The organism is Streptomyces sp. NPDC026575 (genome assembly GCF_055567415.1).
Genome location: NZ_JBVHQM010000011.1, coordinates 81817 through 97050 on the forward strand (window position 1 = coordinate 81817; position 15234 = coordinate 97050).

A 15234-nucleotide genomic window follows, 5' to 3' on the forward strand; every position below is an offset into this window, starting at 1 on the left:
TACGAACTCTGCAACACTCTGCCGCAATATGCAACGCCAGGAAACGCAGCCCTCCGATTACTTCCGAAAGCTCGTTGCTTCGCTACCGATTCTTACGTAATCATGGGGCCTCGCTCGGCGCTTGGTCATGTGCCAAGCGCACTTGGGAGGGTGCTGCGTGTCCGACGAACTGTCCCCGACTTCCCTCGCGCTGCGGCTGCTGCAAGGTGCCGCCGCCTCTGAACCCAAGCTCCTCACAACCAAGCAGGCCGCCGGGTATCTCGGCGTCGCCGTGCCGACGCTCCGGAGCTGGCGTCACCGTGGCCGTGGCCCGAAGTGCTTCCGTATGGAAGGTCGGGTCATGTACCGGCTCACCGAGCTGATCGCCTATGTCGATGCCTGTGAGGCCGCCACGGCTCACTCGGAAGGCGCGGCCCGATGAGCACGCCGTACGTGGCCATGAACACCGCTGATCTCGTCGCGCTGCGGGGGCGCCTGACGAGGTCGTACCTCGACCAGCAGAAGGGCGAGGCGCCCGCACCGCCGACCGTTCGGCAACTCGTCGGAGTCGAAGCGGTGCTGACGACGCGAGAAGCGTTCCGGGCGCTGAGTGAGGCGCAGCAGGCGGCGCGATGGGTCGAAGTCCTCGCCGAACACGAGCCGAAGCGCGCCGCCGACTTCGCGGCGCTCGTGGAACGAGCGGCCGAGGGTGTGCTGTCCCTCGCCGCCGAGATACGGGCCGGCTGCACCGCGGCCGCTGAGGAAGGCGAGCAGAACATCAACCACGGGGAGGCGGCATGATCGCGGTCCGCCTGCACGAGGACGGGCGGCGCGTGGTGCTCTCGGCCGAGGACATCGCCGAACTCGTTGCCGAGATCATCGCTACCGAGTACGCCCAGGACCCGCACGGCGTCGCCGACATGCTCGAAGAGATAGCGGCCCGGCGCCGTACCTACGAGGGCATGGCGAACCTCGAAGAGGTCCGGGACCTGCCCGAGCACGTCGTGAACGGGGCCGCGGCCGCGCTCGACGCCGCGCGCGAGGCGTTCATGGACTCTCTGCCGCCCGTCGACTTCGCGATGCCAGAGCGGGACGCGCGCCTCTTGGCCGCCGATCTCTACCACCACGCCGCGCAGACCACGACCGCGCGCATTCGGGAAGGGGCCGCACGATGACGCTGGTGCGCACCGAGAACAAGCGGGGCCACGCCTACACCCTCGACGATGAGCCGGTCACCGGTGTCACCACCCTCATCGGCGGCGGCCTTCCCAAGCCGGCACTCGTCCCGTGGGCCGCGAAGTCCGCGGCCCGGTACGCGGTCGAGAACTGGCGCACCCTCGCCCCGCTCGTCGCCTCCGGTGAGGCTGACTCGGCATACGACGAGATCCGCCGTGCCCCGTTCCGAGAGCGGAACGCGGCCGCGGCCCGTGGTACCGAAGTCCACCGCTACGCCGACGCCCTCTCACACGACGAGGACGCCGATGTCCCCGACGAGCTGTACGGGTACGTCTCGGCGTGCGCGGACTTCCTCGACGACTGGGGCGTCCGCCCGCTGCTCACCGAGGCGCCGGTTGGCTCGCGCGCCCACCACTACGCCGGGACGCTCGACCTGGTGGCCGAACTCCCAGGCGGACAGGTCGCGTTGTTCGACTACAAGACCAGCGCGTCCGGCATCTGGCCGGACACCGCGTTGCAGCTCGCCGCCTACCGGTACGCCGACTTCCACCTGAACGAGGAGGGCACCGAGTCCCCGATGGCGCGGCTCAACATCACCGCCACGTACGCCGTCCACATCCGGCCCGATGGGTACAGCGTGCATCCGCTCGACACGAGCGACGAAACGTTCCGGCTGTTCCTCGACATCGCCGCCGTGGCCCGCGCTTCCAAGACACTTCCCGCGCTTGTCCACGACCCGGTGACCCCCGCACACCTGCTCAAGACCATGGAGACCAGCCGATGAGCGAGCCCCTGCCGGCCACCCTCGACGCCCCCGCCGCGCCGCGCGGCACGGTCGCCGAACTCGTCGCGTGGGCTGACTCCGCGCGCGCCGCGTTCACCATCGCCGAATCCCTCTCCCGAACGTCGTTCGTTCCCGAAGCCTTCCGAGGCAAGCCGCACGAGGTCACCGCCGCCATCCTGACCGGCAACGAGATGGGCCTGTCCCCGATGGCCGCGCTGCGATCGTTCGACCTGATCAAGGGCACTCCGGCGATGAGGGCGAACGCGATGCGCGGACTCGTCCAGTCCCACGGCCATGCCATCTGGGAAGAGGAATCCACCGCCACCCGCGCCGTGGTCTGTGGACGGCGCGCGGGCGAAAGCGAGGTCCACCGCTCGGAATGGACCATCGAGCGCGCCCGTGACGCCCAGCTGACCGGCAAGGACAACTGGAAGAAGCAGCCCAAGGCGATGCTCCTGGCCCGCGCCACCGCGGAAGCGTGCCGACTGACCGCCTCCGACGTGCTGCACGGCGTCCCGTACGCGGCGGAAGAACTCGCCGACGGTGCCACGGGCGAGACCCGGATCGTACGACGGCGCCGGAAGGTGTCCGACACACCCCCCAGCATTGAAAACGATCAAACCGAGCCCGCAGAGACAGCCACCGCCGACGACGAGCCCCCGGCCGACGAGAGCGCCAACAGCACCACCGCCGCACCGCTTTGGGGCGTACCGAGCGACGAGGGAGACGCGCAGTGAACGCCGACGACATCAACATCCGCGTCATCACTCCTGGTGACGCCGCCCTCGTCGTCCTCGTCGGCCATGACGGGCTCGTCGAGCTGAGCGGCAACATGCCCAGAGATTGCGTGCCCGCCGCCCTGCACCACATCGCCGACGCCTTCGGCTGCGACAACGCCGCCGAGCCGGACGGCGGTGACGAGTGAACGCACTCCGTATCGGCTCGCTGTGCTCCGGCTACGGCGGGCTCGACATGGGCGTCATCGACGTACTCGGCGGCTCGGTGGCCTGGCACTGCGAGTACGACCCGAACGCCTCGAAGATCCTCGCTCACCACTGGCCGGACGTGCCCAACCTCGGTGACCTCACCGCCGCGGACTTCCACGCCGTCGAACCGGTCGACGTGCTCACCGCCGGGTTCCCATGCCAGGACGTGAGCACCGCCGGCCGCATGGCCGGACTCGCCGAAGGCACTCGCTCGGGCCTGTGGCTGCACGTGGCCCGCGCGATCGAAGCCCTACAACCCCGACTGGTGGTGATTGAAAATGTCCGCGGTCTCCTCTCGACGCAGGCACATAGCCATGTGGAGCCGTGCCCGTGGTGTGTGGGAGACGGAAGCGGTGAGCCTGCTTTGCGGGCACTCGGCGCCGTACTCGGCGACCTGGCCGGCCTCGGGTTCGATGCGGAATGGTGCTGCGTACGCGCGTCGGAGATCGGCGCTGCCCACCGCAGGGAACGCGTGTTCATCGCCGCGTGGCCTGCTGCCGACCCCGACGGCCGGATTCATTCAGGACACCATCGACCCGAAGGTCTGGCAGGCCAGGCGCGAGCGGATGAAAGCCCGGCACCCCGGCATGGGCGACATGGGGTTGCCGCTCGGCTTGGCGGTGCGGCTGCTGCCCACGCCGAAGGCGAGCGACGGGGAGAAAGGGAGTCCGAACCAGCGCAACCCCGACGGCAGTCTGACCCTGGCGAGCACGGCGGCGAGGCTGCTGCCGACGCCGACGGCCAGCGACGGCGGGTCAAACGACGCCACGGCGGAGAAGCGGCGAGCGCGCAATCACCAGGTGTACCTGTCGAACGTGATGACCACGCTTGGTGGGGACCGTACGCGGAAGCCGTCGAACGGTGGGGACGCATCGCCGGACCCGCACCACGGCCAACTGACGATCGAGGCCGGCTGAACCCGGCCTTCGCCGAATGGCTCATGGGCCTGCCAGACGGCCACGTGACGGCCGTTCCCGGCCTGTCCCGTGGCGCACAGCTCAAAGCCCTCGGCAACGGCGTGGTGCCCCAACAGACTGCCGCAGCACTGCGATTGCTCCTCGACCGACTTGCACCGGACGCCGTGGCTGCCTGACTACCCCCACACGACCACCTGAGAGAGGAGGTATCCACGGTGACCTGGTTCAAGGTCGACGACACCGCGCACGGCCATCCGAAACTCATGAAGGCCGGAAACGCCGCCGTCGGCCTGTGGTTGCGGTGCGGCTCTTACGTCGCCCAGCACCTCACAGAGGGGGTGGTGCCCGCCATCACCGCGCAGCTCTACGGAACCGCCCCCCAGGTCCGCAAACTCGTGGCTGTCGGCCTGTGGCACAAGCACGGGCACGCCTGCCCGCGGTGTCCGCAGCCGCCCGTCGGTGACTACGTGATCCACGACTACCTCGTCTACAACCCCTCGCGAGCGAAGGTCCAGCGAGACCGTGACCAGGCCACCGAGCGGCAGCGACGGGGGCGCGAACAGCAGCGAAAGACCGCTGATTCGAGGAAGAACCGTCCGCGATTCGACGACGAATCATCGGCCGAAAATCGTCAAAGCCGCGCGGAAGGTTCCCCATTTGGTGATGAAACCGCAGGCCAAGAGGGTCTGTCACAGCGTGACAGTGCGGAAGCGTCACGGTGGTCCCGTCCCGACCCGACCCGTGTTCTCTCTCCTGCGGAGAGAGAACAAGCTAGCCCGGAGGATGCTGACGGGCCGCGCATCGCTGAACCCGTACGGCCCCTGGTGGACGCCATGACCCAGGCGGGCATGATTGTCGGCTGGCAGCTCGACCCCGCGGAGTGGGTCCTGTTGCAGGCCCTCATGGACCGGTGCACCGTTCCCGTCCTCGTGGAGCACGCCCGCGCCGCATGGCACGGCGCCCGCAACCGTCCCCGCTCGGTCCGCTACTTCCTCGCCGGCTGGCGTTCCTTGCCCGCCGTCTCCGAGCACGCACCGAACGCCCCCGCCCTCACCAGCGGGGCCGTGGTCCCCCTGCGGGACCGCCGCCAACAGGCGACCGACGAGTGGATCAACCGCGCCATGACCCGAGCCCAAGCACGCATGGCCCCGGAGGAGGAACCCGCCCCATGACCGAAGCGGAAGCCGTCATGATCACGGCCTACGTGCACGCCCAGTGCCCACAGCAGAAGTTCGACGAGTACACCCCCGACGCCTGGCACGACGTCCTCAAGGGCTACACCCTCGACGAAGCCCGCGCCGCCGTCGTCGCCCTGGTGGCCATGGGCAAAGCCTTCATCGCCGTCGGGGAGATCGTGGGCCAGATCCGCCGCACCCGCAGTAACCGCGCCAAGGACTTTCAGGGTCCTGGCCTCGCTGCACAAATCCCCGACGCCGACCCCGACGACGTACCCGCCTACCTCGCCGCACTTCGTGAACAGCGCTCCCGAGCCGCTGGCCCCGCTGTCGGCGCTCCCGAGGCAATCCGGGGCGCGCTCAGTTCCGTCGGCCGTGATGTCCCCAGCACGAAGGCACGGTGAGCCAGCGACCATGAGCGATTGCCAGAACTGCCCGCGCAGCACAAACGAGGGCCGAAACCTCTGCCATGTCTGCGAAGAACGCGTGGCAACGCAACTCGACGAAATACCGTCTCTCTATCGTACCTTGGAAAATCTCGTCGGCACCAAAGCGGCGGCGAGCGGAAAACGCACATCCATAGAGGCGCCCGCACCGTGCAACATCGACGCCCTCAATCTCACCGCCACCGGCGGTATCCCCGACATCCTCGTCTCATGGGTGGCCGACTGGTACCGCGTCCTCGACTGGGACGAACCCCAGTGGGACACCGACCGCGACCGCGTGAGCAGCGCCGTACAGCGGCTACGCGTCAACCTCCCGTGGGCCGCCGAACAGCACCCGACTGCCGGGGACTTCGCCCACGAGATCGGCGCACTGTGCCGACGAGCCCGCCGCGTCATCGACGGCGACACCCCGCGCATCCCCCTCGGCGCGTGCGAGTGCGGCGGACGCGTCACCGCCAACCCCGCAACGCTCACCGCCCAGTGCTCGGAATGCCGGGGAATTTGGTCCGGTCGGCAACTCATTCAACTCGCTGAAACGGTAGGAAACGCGGCCCCGGAAATGGTCTCCCGAAGCCGGTTGACAATCCCAACTCCGTGAAAATAGCGTCTGTTACGAGCGCAAGACGTGTCACCGCACAGCGGCACACCGTCTCCTCGCGCGCAGACCCGAATGGGCCGCCCTTCCCCCGTGGGGCGGCCCATTCGCCTTTCCCGAGGGAGGTCGAGCGCGTTGAGCGCCCCCATACTCGTACGGCCTGACGAGGCCGCCGCCTACACCCAACGTCCCGTGACCACCGTCTACCGATGGGCACATGAGGGCCGCATCACCCAGCACGGCACCGGACGAGGAAAGGTCCGCTACGACCTCCACGAACTCCCCGAACCCGGAGCGCCGGCACCGCCGAGGAAGGCGAGCCCATGACCACCGTCACCGCACCCGCCCCGGCACGCGAGCGCACCGAGCCGAAGCCGGACCCGCGCTACCACCTCAGCCCACGCGAGTACGAACGCCTCATGCGGCAGATCCCGCCCGGCCGGCGGGGCGAGTAGCCATGGCGTGGACCACGAGCGACCGCGCCAGGCGGCTACCGCCGAACTGGCCCGTCCTCCGCGCCGCGATCCTCCGCCGCGACAACGGCATCTGCCACGTCTGCGGCAAGCATGGCGCCGACCAGGTCGACCACATCACCCCCGGCGACGACCACTCACCCGACAACCTCGCCGCGATCCACTCAGACCCGTGCCATCGCGCGAAGTCGAGCAGCGAGGGCGGCAAGGCCGCCGCGAAGTCCCGCGCCCGTCGACCACGCAAGCGGCCCCCTGAGCCGCACCCTGCTGACCGCCGCTCGCCCCGTTCGCGGTAGGTCTGGATCAGCTCGTCATAGGGTGGGCATGAGATCCAGATCAGCCGATGGAAGGACCTCGGGAGGCCGTAGTGCCGAGAGAGTGGACGCCGCCACCGGGCTCGTGGGCGTCGTCGGCTGCGAGGCGTCGGAACATGCAGGCGATTCGGGGGCGCGACACGAAGCCCGAGCTGCTTATCCGCAGGTTGGTCCATGCTCAGGGCCTGCGGTACCGCGTCGATGCCCGTCCGCTCAAAGACCTGCGGCGCACGGCAGACCTTGTCTTCCGCCCGGCGAAGGTCGCGGTCTTCATCGATGGCTGCTACTGGCATGGCTGTCCTGAGCACTACGTCTCGCCCCGGACCAATGACGCCTACTGGAGCGACAAGGTCAGGACCAATGTCGAGCGTGACCATGACACGAACCGACGGCTCAAGGCAGCGGGATGGCTGGTCCTGCGCTTCTGGGAGCACGACGCCCCGAATGCGTGCGCCGAGAAGATCGCGAAAGTGGTCCGCAAGCGACGGTCGCCGCGTTGAGCGTCCTGATCGGCGCGGCAGCCCAGGGGGGATTCCCCCGCCCCGGATGTCCGATTTTGACCGCAGCGTCATAGCCGCCCTGGCCATACGTGCGGTTCCGTGCTGTTTTCACACGCCTTTCGTCACGGTTGGGGGGTGATCAACCGTGGCCGGGTTCGACACCGAGCGGGTCAAGCCTCGCTCGCCCGCCAAGCTCGGCGCCGCCGGCCGCCGCCTGTGGCGCGAGATCACCGAGCGGTACGAGCTGCGCCCCGACGAGGCGCGTATCCTCGGCGACGCCTGCCGCGAAGCCGACATCGTGGAACGCCTCGAAGCCGAGCTGACCGACGCCCCGCTGATGGTCAAGGGGTCCATGGGGCAGCTCGTCGCCTCCCCGCTGGTCTCCGAAGTCCGTCAGCACCGCACGGTGCTTGCCGGGTTGCTCAAGTCGTTGAAGCTGCCCGACGCCCCGGCGGACGCGCAGCGCAAACAGAACGTGGTGTCCGAGCAGGCACGCGCCGCCGCCCGCGCCCGATGGGGGAACGTCAAGGGGGTGTGACCGTTGCGCGTCACGCTTGCCGGACAACGCATTCCGCTCGCCCCCGATGGTCTGCCCATCGGGATGCCCACCGACTATGGCATCCCCACCCTTGGGTGGGGCGTGCTCGCGTGGGGGGAAACCTTCCTTGCGCAGCCGGACGGCAGCGCCGCCGGGGACTCGTGGCGGTGGACGGACACCCAAGCCCGCGTCGTGGCCTGGTGGTACGCCGTCGATGGCCACGGCTCGTGGCTGTTCCGCCGGGGCCAGGTCGTCATGCCCAAGGGCGCGGGCAAGTCGCCGCTCGCCGGCGCGCTCGCGTGCTGCGAGCTCGCGGCGGAAACCGTGTTCGACGGCTTCGACGCGGTGGGCGAGGCGGTCGGCCGGCCGCACCCTTCGCCCCATGTCCAGCTCGCCGCGGTCAGCCAGGACCAGACCGACAACACCATGTCGCTCGTCCTGGCGATGCTGCGCGAGGGGGATGCCGCGCACGCGATATCCGGGCTCGACATCGGACTGACCCGCGTCCGTACCCGGCTCGGCAAGCTGGAGCCGGTCACCGCGTCGGCATCCTCCCGCGAGGGACAGCGGCTCACGGCCGCGATCCTCGACGAGCCGCATTTGTGGTTGCCGTCCAACGGTGGCCGGAAGCTGGCCGCGACCATCCGCCGCAACCTCGGCAAGATGAACGGCCGCTCGATCGAGACCACGAACACGTGGGTTCCGGGCGAGGACTCGGTAGCCGAGAAGACCGCCGAGGACGCCGAACACGCCCTGTCCCGACGCGAGTTGGGCGGGCTCATGCGCTACCACCCGCAAGCCGCCGTCAAGGACCTGTCCGACGAGGCCGAGGTGCGTGCCGCGCTCACCCGCCTGTACCGGGATGCGCCATGGGTGCTCATCGACCGAGTGTTGGAAGAGATCTACGACACCAGCACCGACCCCGCCGACTCCCGGCGGTTCTACCTCAACGAGGTCGCCACCGCGGATGACGCGCTCTTCGCACCGCACGAGTGGGACGCCTGCCGCACAGATGCCGAACTCGCGGATGGGGACGCCATCGTCCTCGGCTTCGACGGCTCCATCCGGGACGACGCCACGGCGCTCGTCGCCTGCCGCATCGAGGACCGGCTGTTCGTGCCGCTCGGCATCTGGGAGCGCCCGGAGGGACCGGACGGCAAGGGATGGGAGATCGACCGCGAAGCCGTGGACACCGCCGTACGGGCCGCGTTCGAGCGGTACGACGTGGGTGGGCTCTTCGCCGATGTCGAGCACTGGGAAAGCTACGTGGACGCCTGGGGCCGCGACTTCCGCGAAACCATCCGCGTCCGCGCCTCGATGAGCAACCCGGTGGCGTGGGACATGCGCGGACGTCTCTATCAGTCCACGCTCGCCAACGAACGCCTCATGCGCGCAGTACGGGACACGAAGGTCCGCCACGGCGGGGACGTGACGCTACGGCGCCACGTCCTCAACGCGCGGCGCCGCCCCAACCGGTACGGCATCAGCTTCGGCAAGGACCGGCGCGGCAGCAAACGCAAGGTGGACGGGTGGGCCGCCTGCCTGCTCGCCGAGATGGCCCGCTACGACCTGACCATGAACGGCAAGGGCAAGACCAACAAGGACCGGCGCGTCATCGTCCTCCGCTGATCACCAACTGGAGAGGGGGAGCGATGGCCGACGACTACGCCGCCACGGTGGCCCGGCTCGAACGCAAGCTGACCAGCGGCACCAACGTCCGTGCCCGCCTCGACCGCTATTACGAGGGGCGGGTACGGCTCGCCTCCATCGGGCTTTCTCTGCCACCGGAGATGCGGCAGCTCTCGACGGTGGTCAACTGGCCCGCCCTGTACGTTGATGCGCTCGAAGAGCGGTTGGACGTGGAGGGCTTCCAGCTCGACGGCTCGGCCGACGCCGATGACCGGCTGTGGCAGTGGTGGCAGGCAAACGACCTCGACGAGGAAAGCCAGCTCGCCCACCTCGACGCCCTGATCTACGGCCGCGCGTACGTCACCGTCGGCACCGCCGCCGACGAGGAAGCCGGCCCCGTGATCCGGGTGGAGTCCGCCCGCCACATGGCCGCCGACTTCGACCCCTACACGCGCCAGGTCACCGCCGCGCTCCGCGTCCTCGCCGACGACCCCGAGGACGAGCCGCACGAGCGCGACAACCACCCCGTCAAGCCGCCGTACGCCGCCCGTCTCTACCTGCCGGACCGCACGGTCTCGCTGGAGCGCGCCAAGAACGGAGGTCGGTGGATCACGACCGGCGAGGACGTGCACGGGCTCGGTCGGCCGCTCGTGGAGATGCTGACCAACCGCGGGCGCGCGGGCGAGCGGTCGGGCACCTCGGAGATGCGCGACGTGATGGCGCTGACCGATGCCGCGTGCCGCTCGCTGACCAATCTTCAGGGCGCCCAAGAGATGCTGGCCGTGCCGCAGCGGTACGTACTCGGTGCCCGGCAAGAGGACTTTCAGGACGCCCACGGCAACCCCATCCCGGCATGGGAAGCCTATGTGGGCCGCTTCCTCATGCTGGGGAACGAGGACGCCAAGGCCGGCCAATTCCCGTCTGCTGATCTTCGGAACTTCGTGGAGGTCATGAACCTCTACGCCAAGCTCGTCGCCTCGGTGACCGGCCTCCCGCCGCATTACCTGGGGATGTCCACTGACAACCCGGCGTCGGCGGACGCGATCCGGTCCAGTGAGGCCCGGCTGATCAAGCGTGCCGAGCGGAAACAGCGTGCCTTCGGAGGCGGTTGGGAACGCGTCATGCGGCTCGCGCTGCTCGTCGCGGGCATGGACCCGTACGGCAGCGTCGCCATGGAAACCGTATGGCGCGATGCCGCGACCCCGACCGTTGCCGCACGCGCGGACGCCGTGACGAAACTCGTGGCCACGGGAATCCTCCCGATCGAAGCCGCGTGGGAACAGCTCGGCTACTCCCCGCAGTACCGCGCCCGGCTGCGCGCGATGACCGACACCGACCCCGCCGTCAGATACCTCGCCGCCACCGAAGCCGGCGGGGCCGACGACGGTGGGGAGGTAGCCGCGTGAGTCCGGAGGAATACTGGCGCCGTCAGAACACGATCACGGCCGCGCTGCGCGCCGCACTCGCCCCGCTGGTCCGCTCGCTGCGCGGGCGCCCCACCGACGCGCAGTGGGCCGCGTTCCTCGAAGCCGCGTACCCGGCGATCTACCGGGCACGCGCCGAGTCGTGGCAGCTCACCGCCGAGTTCTACGCCGCCCAACGCCGTGCCCAGCTCGCGCCCGCCCGCGAGGGGGAAACGTCACGCCGTGACGCAACAGCCCCGGCCACCACGGCGGGGGATTCGGCACGTGACGGAACGGCCGAGTCGGTTTCCGTACGCGATTCGTCACGACGTGACGGAACGGACCCGCGTGACGTGCTCACCGTGGTCGACGGCGGCCGTGACGAAAGCCCCGAGGTACCGCGCCGGAACTACCCGCCGCGCGCCGTGGCCTCCGCCTACCGGCCGTTGCGCGCCCAGCTCGACGCTCTCGACGAGGGCGAGCGACCGCCAGGCACCACGGCTGAGCGCGCGGTACGGGTCGCCGAGCGGCACGCCCGCGACGCCGGCCGTGAAGCAGTCGTGGACGCCGCCCGCCACGACCCCGCAGCCCTCGGCTACGCCCGCCGCGCCCTCTCCTCCGAGCCGTGCGCTTTCTGCCTGATGCTGGTCAGTCGGGGCGCGGTCTACAAGAACGCGTCCGCCGCGCTGAACCGCGACGGTGAGAACGAGCCGTACCACGACGGCTGTTCGTGCGTCGCCGTCCCTGTATTCAACGCCGATGCCTGGCCGGGCCGCGAGGAAGCCGACGAGCTCGAAGCGCGGTGGCGGCAGAGCGGCGGAACCCTCGCCGAGTGGCGCCGCCATCTCGACGAGCAGCGCCAGCGGCCGGCCGACGCCGACCGTGCGGCTTCCGCCGCCTCGTAACCCCTCGACCGCACCACCCGCGCGCCTGTCCCCGCCACGGGGCCGGGCGCGCTCGCCATGCCCGAAACCCCGCCGCGCGCCGCAACGGCGCCGTGCGGGTGCCCCGGAAAGGGAGCGACCCCGATGACCGACACCACCGCCACCACGGCCGCGGCGGGCACGCCCGCCGACGCCACCGACTCCGCCACCTTGATCACGACCCCGCCGAGCGGCACCGCACCGGCCACCACACGGGACAGCCAGCCACCCGCGAGCGGTGAGCCCACCACCGCGGACGAGCACGGCCCCGACAACGATGCCGACGGCGACGACCTCGCGGCGTGGAAGCGCCGTTCCCGCGAGTGGGAAAAGCGCGCCAAGCGCAACACCGACCTCGCCACCCGCTACCCCGACCTCGAAGCCCGCGCCCAGGACCTGAGCGCGAAGTACGAGGAAGCGGTAGCCGAGCGCACGCGCCTCGAAGCGGACCTGTGGCGCGAGCGGGCCGCCCGAGCCCACGACATCCCGGAAGACCTCTTCGAGTTCCTGACCGGCTCCTCGGAAGCCGAGGTCATGGAGCGCGCCGAGCGCATCGCCGCCAAGGTCACCGGCCCCCGCCGCCCGCTTCCCGACCCCACCCAGGGACGCGGCACCTCCGCCCCCTCGTCGCCGGCCGACGCCTTCGCGTCCTACGTCCGCGACTCCCTGAACAGATAGAGGAGTACCGCCCATGCCGTCCCCCGGCGTTCTCGCTGACATCGGTCAGCTTCCCGTCGAAGTCATCGCCCCGATCTTCGAGAAGGCGCAGGAACAGAGCCTCATTCTCGGCATGGCGAACACCATGCCGCTCAGCTACGGGCAGACCAACATCCCTGTCATCACGCAGCGCCCCGAGGCCGGACCGGTCGGCGAGTCCGAGCAGAAGCCGGGCAGCGAGTACCGCTATGAGATGAAGGTGGTCACCCCGCGCAAGTTCGCGACCATCGTGACCGTCTCCGAAGAGTTCATGGAAGCCGACATAGCCGGGCTGTACTCGCAGATTCAGGGGGACCTGTCGTTCGCCATCGCCCGTGCGGTGGACCTGGCCGTCCTGCACGGCCGCGCCGCTACCACTGGCGCCGAACTCTCCGGCGTGGAAGGCCAGTTCCTCAACGCGACCGACAACCGCGTCACCCTCGGCACGGCGCTGCCGGACGAGGGCGGAATGGCCAAGGACATCGGCGACGGGTACGAACTCGTCGTGGACGCCGGGCACGACTTCACCGGCTTCGCCGCCGACCCCCGGTTCCGCGCCCGCGCCGTGAACGCGTATGACAGCTTCGGCCGCCCGCTGTTCCAGGCGGCGGGACCGGACCTGTCCGACTCGACGATGACCGTGATGGGCCTGCCGGTACGCTACGGCCGCGCGGTCTCCGGCAAGATCGGCGCCAACGCGGACACCCTCGTCCGCGCGATCGGCGGTGACTGGAATCAGCTGCGCGTCGGCATCGTCAAGGATCTCCGCCTCGACGTCACGAACCTCGCCGCCGTCACCCTCGGCGGACAGCTCGTGTCCCTCTTCGAAAACAACTTGGTGGCCCTCCGCGCGGAGATCATTTTCGGGTGGGCCATCGGTGACCTTGAGGCGTTCGCGGCCTACGAGGACGCGCCCGCCCGCTCTTGAGGAAGGGGGCGCAAGTGCGCGTTGTCGCCCTCGTCCACTGGTACGTGCCGTTCCACAACGCCGGGTCGGAAACGATGCTCCACACGATGTTGCGGGCGCTCGTCGACGCCGGCCACGAAGCCCACGTGGTCACCACCAGCCAAGAGGAAGGGGACGCGGCCTACGTCCACCAGGGCGTCACCGTCCACCGCGCCGGACCGCTCGGCACGGTCCCCGAACTCCTCGACAAGCTCGACCCCTCGGCGCTGGTCACCCACCACCAGGAGACCCCGCACGCCACGCAGTACGGCCGCACACGCGGGGTTCCGGTGGTGCAGTTGATCCACAACGACATGCAGCACACGCGCATTTGGCTCCACAAGAGGCCGACACTCGCGGTTTTCAACACCCTGTGGATAGAACGCGAGTTGGCCCGCTTCAACGTGCCCGGCATCGTCGTGCACCCGCCGATTCACGCCGCCGAACACACCACCACCCCCGGCGAGTTGGTGACGCTGGTCAACCTCAACGCCCACAAGGGCGGAGAGATCCTTTACGAGCTCGCCGAGCGGATGCCGGACATCAAGTTCGCCGGGGTGATCGGCGGGCACGGCGAGCAAGTGATCCGCCACGATGTGCCGAACGTCGAGATCATCCCGCACACGAGCGAGATGCGGCGGGACGTGTGGGCGCGCACGCGGGTGCTACTCATGCCGAGCGTGTACGAGTCGTACGGCATGGCCGCCATCGAAGCCATGTGCTCGGGCATCCCCGTCATCGCCAACCCCACCCCCGGCCTCATCGAATCCGTCTCATGGGCGGGAACCTTCGCCGACCGTTCCAACCTCGACGCGTGGGAGTCGGCCATTCGCTCGCTCACGGTCCCGGACCGGTGGGCCGCCGCGTCGGCCGCCGCCCGCGATCGCGTCGCCGAACTCGACCCGCGCCCCGAACTCGACGCGTGGGTGTCCGCCATCGAACGACTCGAAGGGGAAGGGCGAGGCCGTGGCATACGCAACCGTCGATGATGTCGCCGCACGCGTCGGCCGCGACCTCGACGAGGACGAGCGGCGTCTTGCCGCAGTGCTCCTCGACGACGCCGAACAGCGCATCCGCGCCCGCATCCCCGACCTCGACGAACGCGTCAGCGCGAGCGAGCACTACCGCGCGCTCGTCGTCTCCGTCGAAGCCGCCGCCGTCGTCCGCGTCCTCCGCAACCCCGGCGGCTACCGCTCCGAGACGGACGGGAACTACGCCTACACCCTCGACACCCGCGCGGCGGCCGGCTTCCTCACCATCCTCGACGAAGAATGGGCGCTCCTCGGCGTCTCGCGCGGCGCGTTCACCGCCGTGCCCTACCTCGACCCGCTACGCCACGACCCCCGCCACCTGGTCCGCTACCCACGCGGCACCGGCCCCTACCTGCCGCTCGACCGCGAATGGTGGCCGCCGTGAGCCTGCTCGACAACGGAAACGAGACCATCACCGTCTACCCGCAGGAACAGAGCACCGACGACCGAGGGAACGCCGTATGGCACCCCTCAGCGGTGCCCGTCGTGGTGCGGTGCCGCGTCCAGCCGGAAGACACCGACGAGCCGGCCGTAACCGGACAGGCCACAGAGACCACGTACCGCGTGATCGCACGAGACGCGCCCCTCGGCCCGTGGGCGCGCGTCGAATGGGGCGGCCGGACATGGGACGTGATCGGCGAACCTCGCCGCTACAACGGATCACCCGCCACACGGCACGTCGATGCCCTCATCCGCGCCCGCACCACCACAACGTGACCGGCG

23 protein-coding genes are annotated in these 15234 nt (G+C 69.6%); all 23 read left to right on the top strand.

Annotation, left to right across the window (positions count from 1 at the left end):
- Positions 1 to 157 precede the first annotated feature (157 nt).
- The 23 genes from ACZ4NB_RS17225 (at position 158) to ACZ4NB_RS17335 (ending at position 15228) form a co-directional block, all read left to right on the top strand.
- Positions 158 to 421: a helix-turn-helix transcriptional regulator gene (locus tag ACZ4NB_RS17225; RefSeq protein WP_467662295.1), complete on the top strand. Its 264-nt coding sequence runs from the start codon at positions 158 to 160 to the stop codon at positions 419 to 421.
- Positions 418 to 780: a hypothetical protein gene (locus tag ACZ4NB_RS17230; RefSeq protein WP_467662297.1), complete on the top strand. Its 363-nt coding sequence runs from the start codon at positions 418 to 420 to the stop codon at positions 778 to 780. The genes ACZ4NB_RS17225 and ACZ4NB_RS17230 overlap by 4 nt, the downstream gene beginning before the upstream one ends.
- Positions 777 to 1154, top strand: a complete 378-nt coding sequence (locus tag ACZ4NB_RS17235; protein ID WP_467662299.1) for a hypothetical protein — start codon at positions 777 to 779, stop codon at positions 1152 to 1154. The genes ACZ4NB_RS17230 and ACZ4NB_RS17235 overlap by 4 nt, the downstream gene beginning before the upstream one ends.
- Positions 1151 to 1939, top strand: coding sequence for a PD-(D/E)XK nuclease family protein (locus ACZ4NB_RS17240; protein WP_467662300.1), 789 nt, complete (start codon positions 1151 to 1153; stop codon positions 1937 to 1939). Before ACZ4NB_RS17235 ends, ACZ4NB_RS17240 begins: the two co-directional genes overlap by 4 nt.
- Positions 1936 to 2676, top strand: coding sequence for a hypothetical protein (locus tag ACZ4NB_RS17245; RefSeq protein WP_467662302.1), 741 nt, complete (start codon positions 1936 to 1938; stop codon positions 2674 to 2676). Before ACZ4NB_RS17240 ends, ACZ4NB_RS17245 begins: the two co-directional genes overlap by 4 nt.
- Positions 2673 to 2864: a hypothetical protein gene (locus ACZ4NB_RS17250; protein ID WP_467662304.1), complete on the top strand. Its 192-nt coding sequence runs from the start codon at positions 2673 to 2675 to the stop codon at positions 2862 to 2864. Before ACZ4NB_RS17245 ends, ACZ4NB_RS17250 begins: the two co-directional genes overlap by 4 nt.
- Positions 2861 to 4018 (top strand): DNA cytosine methyltransferase, encoded by a 1158-nt coding sequence (locus tag ACZ4NB_RS17255; RefSeq protein WP_467662306.1) that lies wholly within the window; start codon positions 2861 to 2863, stop codon positions 4016 to 4018. The genes ACZ4NB_RS17250 and ACZ4NB_RS17255 overlap by 4 nt, the downstream gene beginning before the upstream one ends.
- A gap of 39 nt (positions 4019 to 4057) precedes the next feature.
- Complete coding sequence (locus tag ACZ4NB_RS17260; RefSeq protein ID WP_467662308.1) at positions 4058 to 5014, top strand: mucin-2; 957 nt, start codon at positions 4058 to 4060, stop codon at positions 5012 to 5014.
- A complete protein-coding gene (locus tag ACZ4NB_RS17265) occupies positions 5011 to 5421 on the top strand; it encodes a hypothetical protein (protein ID WP_467662310.1) in 411 nt (136 codons plus the stop codon). The genes ACZ4NB_RS17260 and ACZ4NB_RS17265 overlap by 4 nt, the downstream gene beginning before the upstream one ends.
- 10 nt (positions 5422 to 5431) lie before the next feature.
- Entirely contained in the window at positions 5432 to 6061 is a 630-nt protein-coding gene (locus ACZ4NB_RS17270; protein ID WP_467662312.1) for a hypothetical protein, read from the top strand.
- A gap of 132 nt (positions 6062 to 6193) precedes the next feature.
- Positions 6194 to 6385, top strand: coding sequence for a helix-turn-helix domain-containing protein (locus ACZ4NB_RS17275; RefSeq protein ID WP_467662314.1), 192 nt, complete (start codon positions 6194 to 6196; stop codon positions 6383 to 6385).
- Complete coding sequence (locus tag ACZ4NB_RS17280; RefSeq protein ID WP_467662316.1) at positions 6382 to 6513, top strand: hypothetical protein; 132 nt, start codon at positions 6382 to 6384, stop codon at positions 6511 to 6513. Before ACZ4NB_RS17275 ends, ACZ4NB_RS17280 begins: the two co-directional genes overlap by 4 nt.
- A 2-nt stretch (positions 6514 to 6515) precedes the next feature.
- Positions 6516 to 6827, top strand: coding sequence for an HNH endonuclease (locus tag ACZ4NB_RS17285; protein ID WP_467662318.1), 312 nt, complete (start codon positions 6516 to 6518; stop codon positions 6825 to 6827).
- Positions 6828 to 6874: 47 nt separating this feature from the next.
- Positions 6875 to 7345 (top strand): very short patch repair endonuclease, encoded by a 471-nt coding sequence (locus ACZ4NB_RS17290; RefSeq protein ID WP_467662319.1) that lies wholly within the window; start codon positions 6875 to 6877, stop codon positions 7343 to 7345.
- Between the two features lie 145 nt (positions 7346 to 7490).
- A complete protein-coding gene (locus ACZ4NB_RS17295) occupies positions 7491 to 7883 on the top strand; it encodes a hypothetical protein (RefSeq protein ID WP_467662321.1) in 393 nt (130 codons plus the stop codon).
- 3 nt (positions 7884 to 7886) lie between these two features.
- Entirely contained in the window at positions 7887 to 9512 is a 1626-nt protein-coding gene (locus tag ACZ4NB_RS17300) for a terminase (protein WP_467662323.1), read from the top strand.
- Positions 9513 to 9535: 23 nt separating this feature from the next.
- Entirely contained in the window at positions 9536 to 10918 is a 1383-nt protein-coding gene (locus ACZ4NB_RS17305) for a phage portal protein (RefSeq protein WP_467662325.1), read from the top strand.
- Positions 10915 to 11820, top strand: coding sequence for a VG15 protein (locus ACZ4NB_RS17310; protein ID WP_467662327.1), 906 nt, complete (start codon positions 10915 to 10917; stop codon positions 11818 to 11820). The genes ACZ4NB_RS17305 and ACZ4NB_RS17310 overlap by 4 nt, the downstream gene beginning before the upstream one ends.
- Positions 11821 to 11943: 123 nt before the next feature.
- Positions 11944 to 12516 carry a hypothetical protein gene (locus tag ACZ4NB_RS17315; protein WP_467662329.1) on the top strand — a complete coding sequence of 191 codons (573 nt, stop codon included), beginning with the start codon at positions 11944 to 11946 and terminating at the stop codon, positions 12514 to 12516.
- Positions 12517 to 12529: 13 nt separating this feature from the next.
- Positions 12530 to 13462: a phage major capsid protein gene (locus ACZ4NB_RS17320; protein WP_467662331.1), complete on the top strand. Its 933-nt coding sequence runs from the start codon at positions 12530 to 12532 to the stop codon at positions 13460 to 13462.
- A gap of 14 nt (positions 13463 to 13476) precedes the next feature.
- Positions 13477 to 14469, top strand: a complete 993-nt coding sequence (locus ACZ4NB_RS17325) for a glycosyltransferase family 4 protein (protein WP_467662333.1) — start codon at positions 13477 to 13479, stop codon at positions 14467 to 14469.
- Positions 14447 to 14896 (top strand): Gp19/Gp15/Gp42 family protein, encoded by a 450-nt coding sequence (locus ACZ4NB_RS17330; RefSeq protein WP_467662335.1) that lies wholly within the window; start codon positions 14447 to 14449, stop codon positions 14894 to 14896. Before ACZ4NB_RS17325 ends, ACZ4NB_RS17330 begins: the two co-directional genes overlap by 23 nt.
- Positions 14893 to 15228 (top strand): phage head completion protein, encoded by a 336-nt coding sequence (locus ACZ4NB_RS17335; protein ID WP_467662337.1) that lies wholly within the window; start codon positions 14893 to 14895, stop codon positions 15226 to 15228. The genes ACZ4NB_RS17330 and ACZ4NB_RS17335 overlap by 4 nt, the downstream gene beginning before the upstream one ends.
- Positions 15229 to 15234: the final 6 nt, after the last annotated feature.